This is a genomic window from Rossellomorea arthrocnemi (assembly GCF_904424705.1).
Classification (GTDB): Bacteria; Bacillota; Bacilli; order Bacillales; family Bacillaceae_B; genus Rossellomorea; species Rossellomorea arthrocnemi.
This window is the reverse complement of the sequence record NZ_CAJGBF010000007.1, coordinates 168,404-183,512: the sequence shown is the minus strand read 5'-3', so window position 1 is coordinate 183,512 and position 15,109 is coordinate 168,404. Positions and strand designations below refer to the sequence as shown.

Here is a 15,109-nt window from a genome sequence, read left to right as displayed (position 1 = left end):
CCCTATTTTAACACGAATCATTATCTTTAATCGTGACCAATGCATTGATTTCTCCACCGATCATGATGATGATTCCCGTTAAATAGAACCAGATCATGAGGACGATGATTCCGCCTATGCTGCCGTAAGTGGCGGAATAATTCCCAAAGCTTCCCACGTAATAAGAAAAGGCCAAGGACGCCAATACCCAGCCAAGCGTCGCAAAGATCGCTCCCGGAAACGCACTTAAACATTTGATCCGTTTACTCGGAGCAAAATAATACAAACCGACGAATATGATGAAGAGAATGATGGGAGTGATCGCCCAGCGAATCCCGTTCCAAATCGTCAGAAATTGCTCTGAAAATCCGAATTGAGAAAATAGAAAAAGACCTATTTGCTTTCCAAATACCGGGAGTAAAAGTGCAATGACAAATATCAGGATCATGGCGAATGTCAATAGTATGGACATCAGGCGCGTGGCAATGAACGACCTTGTTTCCTCCACATCATAGGCCCGGTTCAGGCTTTTCACGATGGCATTCATCCCGTTGGAAGCCGACCAAATCGTGGCGATGATACTGACAGACAGTAGTCCGGAATTACGGTTGGACATGACATCCTGCAGCGTTTCCTCAATCATCGACATCGTTTCACCCGGAGCAAAGTCCCTCACCAGCCCCAAAATATCTCCCTGTTCAACGGGCAGATACGGTAGGAGTGTTACGATAAAAATCAGCAGTGGAAAGAGCGATAAAAGAAAGTAATAGGCTATTTGCGCGGCGAGCCCCGTTACGTCATTCGTACTGATATTCGCGAAAAGACTTTTCGAAAATCCTTTCCATCCTTTGACCGTCTCATCCGACATGCTTTCACCTCATTTCATTAATACCCCTTAAAAGAAGAAGCAACGGGCTGGTTTTCTTCATCCTGGGCAGTTAGTTCATTTGATGGTTCTTGGCCAGAAAACGTATCTTTGTATGCTTCGGAAGAGTCTTCAATCGTTTCTTTCGTCTCTTCGATGATCTCTTTCACCTGAGGGGTCATCCCTTTGATTTCATCTACTTTTTCACTGATGAAGTGGATGTCTCTGCTCACCTGATCGGCCGTCAAGCGTAATTTCTCATATACTTCCCTGGATGACTCGACCAATCTCTGAGGATTTTTTGAATAAGTGGAAATATAATTCCCGCTATTTTTTAAAGTGGAACCCACTTCCTGACGCGTCGATCTGTCTAAGAGTGAGAGAAGCCCTCCCGCAACAGCACCAAGCATAACCCCTTTGAAAAATTTATTACTTCCCATATATAGTACCCTCCTTCAAATGATTGTCATTTTTTATTGTATTCAGTAATCGGCTGCACCCGGTTTCCACAAGATCATACACTTCCTGAAAATTCCCGGTGTAGTATGGATCAGGGACGTCCTTCTCCCGGCTTTCGCCCACTAGATCGAGAAGCTTGAACACCTTCCCGTGAAAATCCCGATCAAGGATCTTCTTCATATTCTGTTCATTTGAAGCGTCCATGGCCACTATGTAATCATACTTCTTGTCTTTTCCATGGAATTGCCGCGCGATGAGGCCATCGCTCTTTATATTATTTTCTCTAAGAATGGCTAAAGTTCCTTCATGAGGTTTCTTTCCTACATGCCAGTCTCCTGTCCCTGCCGAATCCACTTCGATCACATCACCTAGATTCTCTTCTTCTACTTTAGCCCTGAATATAGCCTCTGCCATCGGAGACCTGCAAATATTCCCCAAACAGACAAACAACACCGTTACCATGAACTCATCCTTTTCTACCGTATTAGTGTTTCTACTCATTTCCCATTCCTTCATAGTGTAAAACATTCTCCGAAAAAAATCCTCCAAGAATCACCGAACCGAGGGCTTGTTGACAGGATGAGCGAATCATGGAAAGATAAATGGTAGTAAATGTACGTAGGAAAGGACGATTCAGAGATGAATTTATCACAAAACACAACGGAAAATATTGAATTCATGGTCACAGCCATTAAAGAGAAATTAAGAATGGTCAATGCAGGTGCCGTAAAGCCGGAAGACTTTAATGAAGAAATGTACGAGGACCTTCACGACCTGTATATCATGGTAAGTCGCAAGGATCACTTCAGCCCGAGCGAAATGAATGCCATCATCGAAGAAATGGGTAACCTTAGAAGAAAAGCGTGAATTGAATGGCTATAAAAAGGGGACATTCCCGCCAAAGGTTAAATACCTTGGGGAATGTCCCCTTTCATTCATCTTTCCTATTTAGAAAGCAGCGCCAATGATTCACGGTTGAATGCCGGAAGATCATCCGGTGTCCGGCTTGTTACAAGCTGATTGCCGCAAACGACGACTTCTTTATCCTCATACGTAACACCCGCATATTCCATATCGACTTTAATGGATTTGAATCCCGTCGCTTTTCGTCCTTCCAGGGCTTTTGCCGTGATCAATAATTGGGGACCATGGCAAATCGCGAATACCGGTTTCATCTCATCCATGAAATGCTTCGTGAATGTCACAAAACGGTCGTCTGCACGGAGTTGATCAGGAGAGAACCCGCCTGGTAATAACAGGGCATCAAAGTCTGATGGATTGACGTCCTCGATGCTTTCATCGATCTTCACCGTTGCCTCCCCCTGCTTCCCTTTGATTGATTTTCCTTTTTCCTTTTCAATGGTTACGACTTCGTGGCCAGCTTCTTTAAACGCTTTTTCAGGATCTGTAAATTCTACGTCTTCAAACATGTCTGTGATTAACGTTGCTATTTTAGCCATAAAATGAAACACTCCTATTTTTCGTTTGTATTTATCACATTTGTACTTTACCCTGCATTCAAAAAATAAAACCCTTATATATCCATCGTGAATTGAGAAAAGATCGTATTCCGTTGTACCTCATATACGTTTTCTCCGACAATGTCATTGATGATCTGTATATTTCGATCAACTGCCAAACCGAGATTCGTGGCCCCGGCACCGTGGGAATGCTCCAGATTTGTCACGGTGTAGAAATGATGTCCACGGTTTGATTCCTCTTTAAACTGAATCTTATAGTTTCGCGAGACTTTATATTTCTTCTCATCTTCCCAGACGATTTTGTCCTCGAATTCATCAAAGAACCATCCGGGGATATTCGGTTTGTAGCCTGTCGCTAAAATCACTTTATCACTTTGATAAGAAAAATCACGATCTTCCTGCCATTGTCGGCAATTCAAGACATATCTGTCCCCTTCTTTGCGAATCTTATTCACTTCCGTCAGAGGCTGAATCGTGATGCTCGGTGATTTGTCACTCACTGAATGGTTATAAAGGATATTATAGATATTGTTGAGTGTGTCAGGGTCGATCCCGTTCCTGAGCTGATCAAGGGTTTTCAATGCTTCCATCCGCTTTTCATACGTCAATCCATGAAAGTAGTCCACGTAATCAGGAGCGAAAAATTCCTGTCCAAGCTTTGACGACTCAAGCTGAAGTATCCCTTCGGAACGGGTTAACCACGTCAGCTGATAGGAATGATTTACTTGTTCTGTCAATAAATCTAAGAATACCTCGGCTGCACTTTGACCGGACCCCACAATGGTAATTGAGGACCCTTTTATCGTGGTGTTTTTATGAAACAGATACTGGCTCGTATGATGGACGTCTCCAACCGGCAGCCCTTTCATTCCATCCAGTATAAGCGGCTTGCTGCCCGTCCCCATCACCACATGTTTTGCATAATAAATTTCACGCTCATCCGTCAACCGGTTATCAATCAAAACCTTATAGCAGTCGCCTTCATCCGTGACACCGATCACTTCGCTGTGAAATTGACAAGAACGGAGCTGACTCACCACCCAGCGGGCATAATCATTGTACTCCTGTCTCGGAATTTCAAACTTTTGAAAAAAGAAAAATTTATATAAACGATTATGGGTATGTAAATAATTCAAATAACTGTATCGACTTTGAGGATTCGCAAACGTCACCAGGTCCGCGATAAATGGAACCTGCAAGTCCGTCTGATTGATCAGCATACCCGGATGCCACTGAAACTCCGGTGTCTGATCGAAAAATTTCACCTTCAATTCTGTCTTTTCCTCCATCAGTGCCGCCAAGCTCAAGTTGTATGGACCGATTCCAATCCCGATACAATCATACATTTCATGTCTACTCAATTGGCTCTCCTCCGCATTCAAGATCTACCTTTCTATTTTTACCCTAAAAAGGTAGGGGATTACCCTCTTTCATGAAAATAATTTTGAGGGTTGTGTGGGCATTGTGTTCAACTGTTGATTTCCATTAAATATTCAGAAGCTGATTTACCCCCACCCAGGAAAGCACACAGAACCATTAGACATTTCCACTCTAAACAAAAAAACCGATCCCCCCTTACCAGGATCAGTTTTTCCTGAATATCATCACATACCATCCTCCTTCTTTCACAATCGGTTCTACAGACTCGACCCTGAATTGGGTTTTCCCTGCAAGTGTCTCCATCTCCTTTTGGGAAGGGATCGGAAACAGGTTCTCGAATGTCATAAAGAAGCTGTTGAATGCGCTGGAGAATTGCTTACCGTGCTTGGACTTCTGCATCGGGGTCAATACGAAGAATAATCCTTCTGACTCGAGCCATGTTGCTGCTTTCTCAAAGAATTGCAGACGTTCAGATGGATCGATATAGTGAAAGAGATTGTTGGCCATGACCATCTCAAAGCGCTGTTCGGGTTCATATTCATGTAAGTCGCGACAGAGAATCTCTACATTATGAAAATCTTGAAGGGATTGTTCTGCCGACTTGGCGACTGCTTCATGGATCTCGATTCCCACCATTCTCTTTTCAGGATAACGATTTCCTATTCTCTTCACATACCCTCCCTCACCACAGCCTAAATCGAGGATGGAACCTACTTTGTATTTTTTTATTGCTTTTTCTACTTTAGGGAAGGCAAAGCGTTCTAATAGAATCGATGTCTTCGCTACCGTGGAGCCATGGACATCGGAGTTGAAATGCTGTTTCGTCTGATTCCGCAGTAATTGAGGATACGATAACAGGGCAGGTATATGCAGTTCCATCATTTCTTTCAGCAGAATCCCCGAAGAGTGGGGATCTTTTTTGGAAGTCGGCAGCTTCCATCTGTTTCTCGTCGTGATTTTCGCATCATCTACCCGCTTTAGATGCTTGATCGTAATACCGACCTCCACCCATTGTTCGAGGAGGTCCATTTCGATGTTTTTTGAAAGTGCCACTTCCTGAATGGAAGCAGGCTCTGTAAAATGGTCGAACAGGTCCATTTCATATCCGACATAGGCATGCCAGCTGTATAAAAATGGGACATTCTTTTTCATCCAGGTTCTTGCCCTCCATACTTTCACCATTTCTCCAATCATTGTAAGCCCTCCTTTCCTTTCCAGGGATAATCTTGATCTTCTGTAAATGCAGTCGACGTTTTCTCTTCTTCTGTTAATGAATCATGTCTGATCGGGAGCATCCCTCCTTGGATCATCCGGTCAAACAGGGTCTCCCTCCACATGCCGAGACCTGAGATATTCAGCATTTGTTTGTAATGGGAAATCGAATCTCTTTCCATCCTCTGAAGGCTCTTATTGCGCAGCCAGCCCACCGGCCGGTAAGGGTAGGAATAGACGAGTGCCGATAAGTGACTGAGGTGCATCTGATGTGCCACCCTCTTTTTTCTGACCTTTGGATACCATTCCAAATTGGAAGGATTTAATTTTTCTTCTGCATACATATCACATAATAGTTCCCCCAGGATGCTTCCATCCTGAATCGCCATATTCATCCCCTCCCCCGCCATGGGATGGACTGTATGAGCGGCGTCCCCGATGAGGGCTAGATGATTTTTCACATAGATATCAGCATGATATTTCAATGGGACCATGAGCTGGATCTTTTTCCAATCCTCTATCTGGTTCACATATCCATCCAGATCGGGGCACATTTCGATATAAAGTTTATGAAACTCTGAAACCGGTTTTTTCCGGAGTGTTTTGTATTCACCAGCAGGGATGAGGTAAACCGATCTTACTTCATTGTTTGGGAGCGGAAATAAGCCTAAAAATGATTGATATGTAGAAATGATGCGACCTTTCACCAGTTCCTTAGGGCGCGGGAAGGTGACCGTCAGGAAGTGATGATTATACTTTTTCTCCTTCACCTCCACTTCCATATAATCACGGGTGACCGAGTTCCTCCCCTCTGCTCCGATGATGAAGTCACTATGAATCTCCTGTTCTGCCTTCGTCTCCCGGTCTCGGATGGTCACGGTTTGACCATTTATCTTTTTACAGACCGTATTCCGCCGATAATGAAAGGACGGATACGCTTCCCCTTTTTTCCGCAGGATATCCTTTAACGTTTCATGATGGATCATGAGGGAAAATGGGTATGGAGTCGGAAGGATGGAATAGCTCATGGTTGAATGTTCGGCTTTCGATTTAGCACGTTTCAATTCAATCAGTTCCAATTCAGAAATGGTGTGCCCGTATTGAAGGACTGAGTCTAGGACACCGAGGGAATCGAATATTTCCAGACTTTTGGGTTGTAAGAGCTCACCCTTGTAGACGGAACCCCGCCCTGGCAATCGCTCCACAACGGTTACATCAATATCACACTGAGCTAGTTTCAGTCCGAGTGTCAAACCGCCAATGCCACCACCACTAATAAAAACGTTCGTCTTCATTTCCTCACCTCTTTCCATTCATTTATCCCATTTCCATAATGTTGAAACGTGCCGATGTGCTCTGCCATGAGGTGACACATTCTTTCAAAACAGATCCCCATGCAGAAATTTGTAGAACACACTATTTCCCGGAAAATATGCACTTTCTCTATGTGATTTCCACTTTTATTGTCGGAATATTCCCTTTTAAATATCGACATTAGACGGGGAAATAAAAAAACTCCACGACAAGATTCAACTCTCATCGTGGAGTACGTTCTATCTATTCTCTTTTGCAATTGGCAGAAGGATTGTGACAGTGGTCCCTTCGCTTACGTTGCTTTGGATGGATAATGATCCGTGATGCTCTTTGATGATTTTTTGACAAATCATCAGTCCGAGACCAGTTCCCTTTTCTTTTGTGCTATAAAAGGGCTCACCCAGATGCTTCATGCGCTCAGGTGGGATACCGCTTCCATTATCCTGGATCAAAATTTTCCCATAGCCGTCTTCTTTTTCAAGTTGAACATTCAGGAGTCCACCGGCAGGCATAGCTTCCAGGGCATTTTTCATCACATTCAAGATGACCTGCTTCATTTGATGGGAATCACAGTAGATTTCGGCTTCCTCCACTGAGAATCTCACATCGACTCCCTGCTTCAGGCACTCCATCTTAATGAATTCAACCGAGCTTGTCAGAAGAGTCGTCAAGGATGTCAGTGAGAACTTGACAGCCCTTGGTTTCGCCAACGCCAGGAATTCATTCGTGATGATTTCGATCCGGTCAAGTTCCCCCTGAATGACACCGAGATAGAAGTCATCCCCTGCGTTTTCCTTCATGAGTTGAAGGAAGCCTTTCAGCGTGGTCAGTGGATTTCTGATTTCATGGGCCACACCCGCTGCAAGCTGTCCGATCATCGCCAACTGCTCTGACTTCTTCAGTAAGTCCTCATTTCGCTTTTTCTCTGATAGATCACGTATGATGGCGGAAATCCCGATCAATCGTCCGCTGTCATTTAGGATGGGATTCATGTTAAAGGCGATTTCTACGGGGGAGCCGTCTTTCCTGTAGCGGACGGTTTCGTAATCTTTAATCCGTTTCCCTGCCTTTACTGTAGCCAGATTCTGTTTGAACTGGCCGACCTGATTTTCCTGATGCAGGAACGTGATTTCCCTGCCCGTAATTTCTTCTTTCGTCCAGCCGAACATGGATTCAAACTGTTGATTCACCTTCAATACGTTTCCCTCTGGATCCAGCAGGGCGATTCCGTCTCCTGCATGTTCAAAGTACGCTTCCAGTAATTCTTTCGCTTCTTTCAGTTCTTCTTCCATCTGCAGTTTTTCCGTGATATCCTGGCCGAAGCCGTAGATGCCAATGACCTCATTTTTGACGCGGATGGGAATATTGGTTACCGCTACATGGCTTTTGCCACCTTCTCCATTTTCGAAGGTGGTCACAAATCTTGATGCTTCTCCCATAAGGGCGACTTCAAATTGTTTGATTGCCGTCTCTTTGCTTCCTTTTGCAATGAAATTACTGAAGTGACTGCCGATCATATGTGGTGATATGTAATCCCACTGAGTTTTAACAGCGGGGTTCACTTCTTGGATGATTCCATCGGTGTCGACCATATAAATGTTGTCCGGACTGTATTTGACGATCGATTTATACTTTTGCTCACTTTCGATCAGCTTTCTCTGAATATCTTTGATCAGGGAGATATCCGATATGGAAACGATGATTTCCACCACTGCACCTTTCTGGAATACAGGGACAATGGAAGCCAAATACTCTAGTTCCTTGTATTCATCCTCATACGTCAGCTCTTCTCCTGTATCCCAGATCCGTTTAAGCTTCGGCTGTATCTTTCCTAAATGATGGGAATCGAACACTTCCTGGATGGTTTTTCCGATGACTTTGGACGGTGTCAGGTTCAGCTTTTTCAAGAGCTCTCCTGCTGCCATTTCAATGACGAAATCCTGATCGCTTTTTTTTATCTTATACGTGATCGTCTTTTGAAGGCGGAGTGTGTTTTCGAGTTCAACCTTCAAGGACATCAATTCATTTTCATACTTCTTCTTTTCCGTGATGTCGTGGAGAATGATTCCTACACTGTCCACGGTTCCATCACTTTTATAATTGGCCGGGGAAATCGTGATATTGCAAGTGATCTTACGTTTCCTCCCCATTTCGAAAGTCACTTCTTCACCTGTCGTATTCAAGCCCTTCAAACCATTCATGACGATGGTGATGAATGATTGATTCTGAAGCGGGGTCTGTTTGCACAAAGATTCACCGAGAATATCATCGGAAATGCGGAATAATTCTTGAAAGGAAGAATTCATTTCCATGACTTTTCCGTTTTTGTCAATGATGCACACACATGTCGGAGTATTGTGTATGAGGGATTCATAAACCGCCGAATGAGAGTGCGTCGAATCGTGTTTAACTCCCTGTGGGATCATCATGACAAGTTCCTTTGATTCTCCGAGTTGTTTACGTTTGAATCTGTAGGATTGATGATGTATGCGGATGGAATAGTCCTCATCTCCTATTATCTTCAAGAGAAGATTGTCTTCCTTCAGGATGATTCCTCTCCACTCTTCATTTTCTTCTATATACGATGGGCGCTTTACATCGATGATTGCTGCCGGGACGGGAATTGAATCAACATTCAATGCATGATAGGGGTGCATTTCAGCCATAGTACCTTCCTTTTTCGTAACGTTATTTACCATCATTTTACCCTACCTCTACCAACATATAAATGGCGAATGTCAATTCATTCAAAAAACCCGGGCATCCCTTTTTGCCCGGGTTCCGTACGATTATCCGAAATTAAAACGTTTCTACTCTACTCAGCTTAGTATATTGGACAGCAACCTCAGCCCCGATATAGGCATTATGCTTCACAAGGGCGATATTCGCTGTCAGGCTTTTCCCGCCGGTCAGCTCTTTCACTTTCCCAAGCAGGAAAGGCGTCGCTTCTTTGCCTTTGATTCCTTGTTCCTCCGCTTCTTTCAATGCTCGTTCAATGATGCGAGCCATTTCGCTTTCATCCAGGGCGTCCCCTTCTGGAATAGGGTTGGCGATTACTACCCCTCCCTTTAGACCAAGATCCCATTTTGCTTTTAAAAGCTCCGCTGTCTCTTCTGGCGATTCGACTTTATAGTTCACGGAATAAGGACTGGTCCGTGTATAAAACGCCGGCAATACGTCCGTTCCATACCCTAAAACGGGTACTCCCTTCGTCTCCAGATATTCCAGCGTTAAGCCGATATCCAAGATGGATTTTGCCCCTGCGCACACGACGGCTACATTCGTTTCAGAAAGCTCCTCAAGATCTGCAGAAATATCCATCGTCACTTCTGCATTCCGGTGCACACCACCGATCCCACCTGTCACAAAGACCGGGATGTCAGCAATTTCTGCGCAAATCATCGTCGCTGCTACCGTGGTCGCCCCATCCTTTTTCGAAGCAAGGATATAAGGAATATCCCTGCGGCTCGCCTTGATCACGTTGCTTGCCTGTCCCAAATATTCCAGCTCTTCGTGGGATAGGCCTATTTTTATTTTCCCGTTCAGAATGGCAATCGTGGCAGGAACTGCACCCTTTGATCGAATGATATCCTCCACTTCCCTCGCCGTCTGCACATTTTGCGGATACGGCATCCCATGAGAAATGATTGTGGACTCCAGTGCCACGATGGCCAGACCCTTTTTCTTAGCTTCCATTACCTCTTCTGAGTATTCTACATATGACTCCATATTCACACATGTTTCCCCCTTAATAATAAAGACTGAATTCCTGTTGCAGCTTGCTTGTGTTTAGAGTAGGTGCCACCGTATGTCTCGACTGAAGTGTGATCGATGAACAGATCACACCGATCCTGCACGCTCCGTCAGTATCTGATCCCTTTAAATAGCCAAATAATATGCCGGCGACGAGAGCGTCACCCGCTCCCGTCACATCCTGCACTTCTACCTTAGGAGGCAGGATGGCCGTTGCCTCTTTGTAGGTGGTGTAATAAATCAGCCCCTGGTCTCCACGGGTGATGACAGCACGCTCCGCACCTCTTAGAGTTAGTTCCTTGGCCGCTTTAAAGTAATCACCCTCGGTTTCAATCTTCATGTCCAGATACATTTCCGCTTCCCCTTTGTTACAGATGAACCAGGTAACTCCTTCTAATGAAGCGGGGAGTTTCTTAACCTTGGGAGCGGATACCGGAATCACCGTCAAGGGTATCCCTTCGGACTGACATCTCCGTATAATATATCTCAGCACCTCTTCTGGAAAATTCGTGTCCAACAGCACCATCTCAGACGATGAAATCACCCCCCACCTCTTCTCGATGAATTCAATGTCAACGCTTTCATAAATATTCATGTCAGCCAGGGCAAACATCATTTCACCGCGTTCATCCAAAATGGCCGAATAGGCTCCTGTACTTTCATTCAATTGCCTCTGGGAACCGGAAATTTCTGCGAAGGACTTCGTTTGCTGCAAGAGCCAGCTGCCTTCTGTATCCTCCCCTACCACAGTGATTAAACTGGAAGACTTCCCCAGCCTCCCTAGGTTCTCAGCAATATTCCTTGCTACTCCCCCACTCGTCTGTTCTGATTTAGCGGGGTTGGATGTCTCCGGGATCAATTCCCCCTTCAACTGCATCTTACGGTCAATATTCGCTCCCCCTATGCAGGTGATCCCGTTTTTCTTCGGCATCACATACGCACGCCCTAAAATTTCTCCCTGTCTGACCAAATTGGAAATATAGCCGGCCACTGCAGACCGTGAAATCCCACTCCGCTCTGATAATTCTTGCTGCGTCATAAACGGATTCTCTTCAATGTAAGACAATAAAAGCTTCTCTTTCTCGTTCACTTTCTCCCACCCCTATTAAGAAAAGTAACTTTTGTTAATATTCTAAACTTTTGTTTAAATTTACACAAGGTGGAAGGTAATAAATGCAAAAAAAATAGACTTGCTCTTCCCACCGGAAAAACAAGTCTATCAGTTTAAGATATTTTCTTTTCTTTCACTTTACCTGTGTCCTTCAAATAGTATTCATCCGAAGTAAAGAATTCATTAGTGAGCCTCTTGACTTCTTTACTTAACAGAAGGACCGCAATGATATTCGGGATCAATATGGCTGCAAGGGCTAAATCAAGGAACTGCCAGATGACCTTTGCCGCACCGACGGATCCAAGGATGATCGCAAGAGTATAAACCAATTTGATTCCCTGGGCCGCTTTCCATCCGAATAGGAATTCAGCCTGCTTTGCTCCATAAAAGACGATGACGATGATCGTGGACAGAACGAAGAAAATCAGCGAAACCGTGACAAGGATCCCTCCAAATTCACCAAAATAGTTCGTAAAGGCTTCGGTTGTTAAGGCTGACGGATCATCCAGAGCATTCTCTGCTGTCCAAACACCTGATGATAAGACAACAAACGCCGTCGCTGTACAGACGATGAGTGTATCGATCACGATTCCGACAATCGCCCAAAGCCCCTGTCGGACAGGGTGATCGGTTTGCGCCGCTGCATGGGCAATCGGCGCTGTTCCAAGTCCAGCCTCGTTGGAATACAATCCACGTGCAAACCCCCACCTGATCGTCTCAGCTACGGCCACTCCGGCAAAACCACCCATGGCAGACATAGGCTGAAAGGCGTTGGACAGTATCAGACTGAAAAATTCAGGTACAGCATCAACATTCATAAACAGAATCACTAATGCGCTCCCGACATAAATCAGGGCCATGAACGGAACAAAGATCTCTGTTACCTTACCGATTCGTTTAATCCCTCCGAAAACGATTAATACGACGATGAGGGCAACCACAATACCCGTGATCAGGCCGTCGACATTAAATGTTTCTTCTACCGTTGAAGCAACGGCATTCCCCTGCACCATCACACTTGGGATCAACTCGATCATCAGGGCAAAGGCGAACCAGACGCCCAGCCACCTCATGTTCAATCCTTTTGTCATATAGTACATGGGTCCGCCTACATACTCTCCCTTTTCATTCTTCTCTCGATAGCGGACCGCGAGCACACTTTCCGAAAACTTAAGGGCCATTCCGATGAGGGCAATCACCCACATCCAGAAAACGGCTCCCGGACCCCCGAACATGATCGCAGCCGGGACACCCACGATGTTCGCCGCCCCGATCGTAGACGACAATGCCGAGGTCAATGCCTGAAGTGGAGTGACCGTTCCTTCCCCCTTCGGCTTTTTAAACACACTTCCCACCGTTTGCTTAAAAATGTACAAAGGATATCGAAATTGTATGAATTTCAATAAAAATGTTAAGTACAAACCTGTCGCACCCAGGACGATGATTAACGGGGGTCCCCATAACCACGCCGAAACTTTACCTATGATGTCAAAAAACGTATCCAATCGTGCTCCTCCTTTTGCAGAGGCAGTGGCTAAATTTCGGTTGATAGTCCGGGGCATTCGTAGTACCAGAGTATGTATAAGTCTTTAATTTTTAACAGAGACCCCGAATCCTGACAAATTAGCCACTACTTCTAAATGCTTTCCAGACTTTTCCCTAAAATGGGAACGATGAAACATTTTTCAGAAAAATTCTTATAAAAAGAAATCACATAATCTGGTCGTCGATCTCATTCTACAGATAACGACACCCCCCCTCCATTTCCCCGGAAATACGTCAATAAGCGCACCAAAAAAAACCGCAGCCTATAATCAGCTGCAGTTACCTTTTTCTTATTCTGTCACCCTTGGCAATATCAACACTTCCACCCGACGGTTTTGTCCCCGACCTTCTGCTGTTCCGTTGTCAGCGATCGGTTCAAATTCTCCGAATCCCTTCGCGCTGAACCATTGGGGATCAAGGGCAGGATTGTCCAAGATGATTTTCATGAAATTGACCGCCCTCATGACGCTGAGCTCCCAATTCGAGTCGAATTCCGCATTCTTGATGGGCACATTATCTGTATGACCGCTAATGATGATGTTACGAGGCGGATTCATGACGAGGAGTTCCGATAATTCCCCGGCTACGCTCAGGTCACTCCCCTGAACCGTGGCAGACCCAGAGTCAAATAGTACATTATCACGAATCGTCAGAAGCAGGCCTTCATCAGTCAATTTAGTGATGAATTGAACCTCCAGATTATTCGTTTTGATGTATTCATTAATTTTTTTCTGAATCTCCTTCAGCTCTTCCTGATCCTTCAGAAAGGCCTGCTTATCCAGTTCTTCTTTACTCAGTTCCTTCTCTTTTTCCTCTTCTTTTCCTGATGAGGCCGCCTGCTTTTCTTCTTGGTCACTGGACTGCTGGGGTGCGACAGGACTCGGATACTCCATCATTCCCGTACCGCCTGTGAAAATCTCACTGAACACCTGGGAGAGTTCCTTAAACTTCTGAGCATCCACTGAACTGGATGCATACAAAACGATAAAAAGGGCCAATAACAGGGTGAGTAAGTCCGCATAGGGAATCAGCCAGGACTCATCCATATGCTCATCGTCATGTTTCTTTTTACGCCGCCTCATCCTCATCCCCCTTTAGTAACATGATTCGTTCACTTGCAGGTAAATAGGATGCAAGCTTCTGTTCGATGACCCGGGGAGATTCCCCCTCAATGATAGACAGGATGCCTTCCACCATCATCATCTTCATCTGAACCTCGACCTTCGATTTCCTCTTTAACTTATTGGCAAACGGGTGCCACAGGACGTATCCCGTAAAGATCCCGAGGAGTGTTGCAACGAATGCCGCAGAAATGGCATGTCCAAGTTCTTCGGTATTGTCCATATGACTGAGAGCAGCGATCAAGCCGATGACGGCCCCAAGCACCCCCAGTGTCGGTGCGTACGTCCCCGCCTGTGTAAAGATGAGGGCCCCTGCACTGTGCCGCTCTTCCATAGCATCGATTTCTTCATGTAATACATCTCTTATATAATCTGCACTCTGTCCATCCACTGCTAATGAAAGTCCGTCCCTGAGGAATGGATCGTCGACCTCCTGGGTTTTGGCCTCTAGTGCGAGAAGTCCTTCTTTACGGGCAAGGTCCGCCACCTGTGAGAAGAATTGGATCGTTTGTTTCGGATCCTGCAGTTTTTGTTCTTTGAACAGTATGCCGAAAAGCTTCGGTACTTTTTTAATTTCGTGGGTTGGAAACGCAATGGTCACTGCGGCAACAGTCCCCAGTACAATAATCAAAATGGCTGCAGGGTTCAATAAGGCAACCGGGCTTACCCCTTTGAATACCATCCCCACCCCAACCGCTATCAATCCTAAAATGACTCCTATTAAAGACGTCTTATCCATCTGATCGCTCCACCTTACTCATCGTAGTCTACTACTAATATCGGACGGGACCGCTGATTATTAAGTGGAAGTTCCATTCGAAATTTTCTTGAAAATACCTTAAAACGTTATAAACACACAACCTATTATTGTCGATATATGGAACATACG

The 15,109-nt window shown here is 45.0% G+C and carries 14 protein-coding genes; 1 reads left to right on the top strand and 13 read right to left on the bottom strand.

The window, feature by feature from the left end:
• Positions 1-7: 7 nt before the first annotated feature.
• From BAA9072_RS12100 to BAA9072_RS12090, 3 genes are read right to left on the bottom strand one after another with little or no spacing between them, the layout of a single operon-like run.
• Positions 8-847, bottom strand: coding sequence for a YihY/virulence factor BrkB family protein (locus BAA9072_RS12100; RefSeq protein ID WP_201714924.1), 840 nt, complete (start codon positions 845-847; stop codon positions 8-10).
• A 17-nt stretch (positions 848-864) separates the two neighbouring features.
• Positions 865-1,284: a hypothetical protein gene (locus BAA9072_RS12095; RefSeq protein WP_201714923.1), complete on the bottom strand. Its 420-nt coding sequence runs from the start codon at positions 1,282-1,284 to the stop codon at positions 865-867.
• Positions 1,274-1,765 (bottom strand): low molecular weight protein-tyrosine-phosphatase, encoded by a 492-nt coding sequence (locus tag BAA9072_RS12090; protein ID WP_201714962.1) that lies wholly within the window; start codon positions 1,763-1,765, stop codon positions 1,274-1,276. The genes BAA9072_RS12095 and BAA9072_RS12090 overlap by 11 nt, the downstream gene beginning before the upstream one ends.
• A 177-nt stretch (positions 1,766-1,942) precedes the next feature.
• On the opposite strand from BAA9072_RS12090, the gene BAA9072_RS12085 reads away from it, so the two are divergent.
• Complete coding sequence (locus BAA9072_RS12085; protein ID WP_201714922.1) at positions 1,943-2,170, top strand: DUF1128 domain-containing protein; 228 nt, start codon at positions 1,943-1,945, stop codon at positions 2,168-2,170.
• Between the two features lie 77 nt (positions 2,171-2,247).
• On the opposite strand, the gene BAA9072_RS12080 is transcribed toward BAA9072_RS12085, so the two are convergent.
• The 10 genes from BAA9072_RS12080 to motA form a co-directional block, all read right to left on the bottom strand.
• The gene (locus BAA9072_RS12080) at positions 2,248-2,763 is read right to left on the bottom strand and encodes a type 1 glutamine amidotransferase domain-containing protein (RefSeq protein ID WP_201714921.1); all 516 of its coding nucleotides are present in this window, start codon (positions 2,761-2,763) and stop codon (positions 2,248-2,250) included.
• Between the two features lie 74 nt (positions 2,764-2,837).
• The gene (locus BAA9072_RS12075) at positions 2,838-4,145 is read right to left on the bottom strand and encodes a lysine N(6)-hydroxylase/L-ornithine N(5)-oxygenase family protein (protein WP_230980844.1); all 1,308 of its coding nucleotides are present in this window, start codon (positions 4,143-4,145) and stop codon (positions 2,838-2,840) included.
• A gap of 223 nt (positions 4,146-4,368) precedes the next feature.
• Positions 4,369-5,358 carry a class I SAM-dependent methyltransferase gene (locus tag BAA9072_RS12070; RefSeq protein ID WP_201714920.1) on the bottom strand — a complete coding sequence of 330 codons (990 nt, stop codon included), beginning with the start codon at positions 5,356-5,358 and terminating at the stop codon, positions 4,369-4,371.
• Positions 5,355-6,671: an FAD-dependent oxidoreductase gene (locus BAA9072_RS12065; protein ID WP_201714919.1), complete on the bottom strand. Its 1,317-nt coding sequence runs from the start codon at positions 6,669-6,671 to the stop codon at positions 5,355-5,357. The genes BAA9072_RS12070 and BAA9072_RS12065 overlap by 4 nt, the downstream gene beginning before the upstream one ends.
• Before the next feature lie 258 nt (positions 6,672-6,929).
• Positions 6,930-9,392, bottom strand: coding sequence for a PAS domain-containing protein (locus tag BAA9072_RS12060; protein ID WP_201714918.1), 2,463 nt, complete (start codon positions 9,390-9,392; stop codon positions 6,930-6,932).
• A 97-nt stretch (positions 9,393-9,489) separates the two neighbouring features.
• Positions 9,490-10,419: a pseudouridine-5'-phosphate glycosidase gene (locus BAA9072_RS12055; RefSeq protein ID WP_201714960.1), complete on the bottom strand. Its 930-nt coding sequence runs from the start codon at positions 10,417-10,419 to the stop codon at positions 9,490-9,492.
• A 19-nt stretch (positions 10,420-10,438) separates the two neighbouring features.
• Positions 10,439-11,533: a carbohydrate kinase gene (locus BAA9072_RS12050; protein ID WP_201714917.1), complete on the bottom strand. Its 1,095-nt coding sequence runs from the start codon at positions 11,531-11,533 to the stop codon at positions 10,439-10,441.
• Positions 11,534-11,667: 134 nt separating this feature from the next.
• The gene (locus BAA9072_RS12045; protein WP_230980843.1) at positions 11,668-13,059 is read right to left on the bottom strand and encodes an alanine/glycine:cation symporter family protein; all 1,392 of its coding nucleotides are present in this window, start codon (positions 13,057-13,059) and stop codon (positions 11,668-11,670) included.
• A gap of 330 nt (positions 13,060-13,389) precedes the next feature.
• Positions 13,390-14,181, bottom strand: coding sequence for a flagellar motor protein MotB (motB, locus tag BAA9072_RS12040; protein ID WP_201714915.1), 792 nt, complete (start codon positions 14,179-14,181; stop codon positions 13,390-13,392).
• A complete protein-coding gene (gene motA, locus BAA9072_RS12035) occupies positions 14,168-14,959 on the bottom strand; it encodes a flagellar motor stator protein MotA (RefSeq protein WP_201714914.1) in 792 nt (263 codons plus the stop codon). The genes motB and motA overlap by 14 nt, the downstream gene beginning before the upstream one ends.
• Positions 14,960-15,109: the final 150 nt, after the last annotated feature.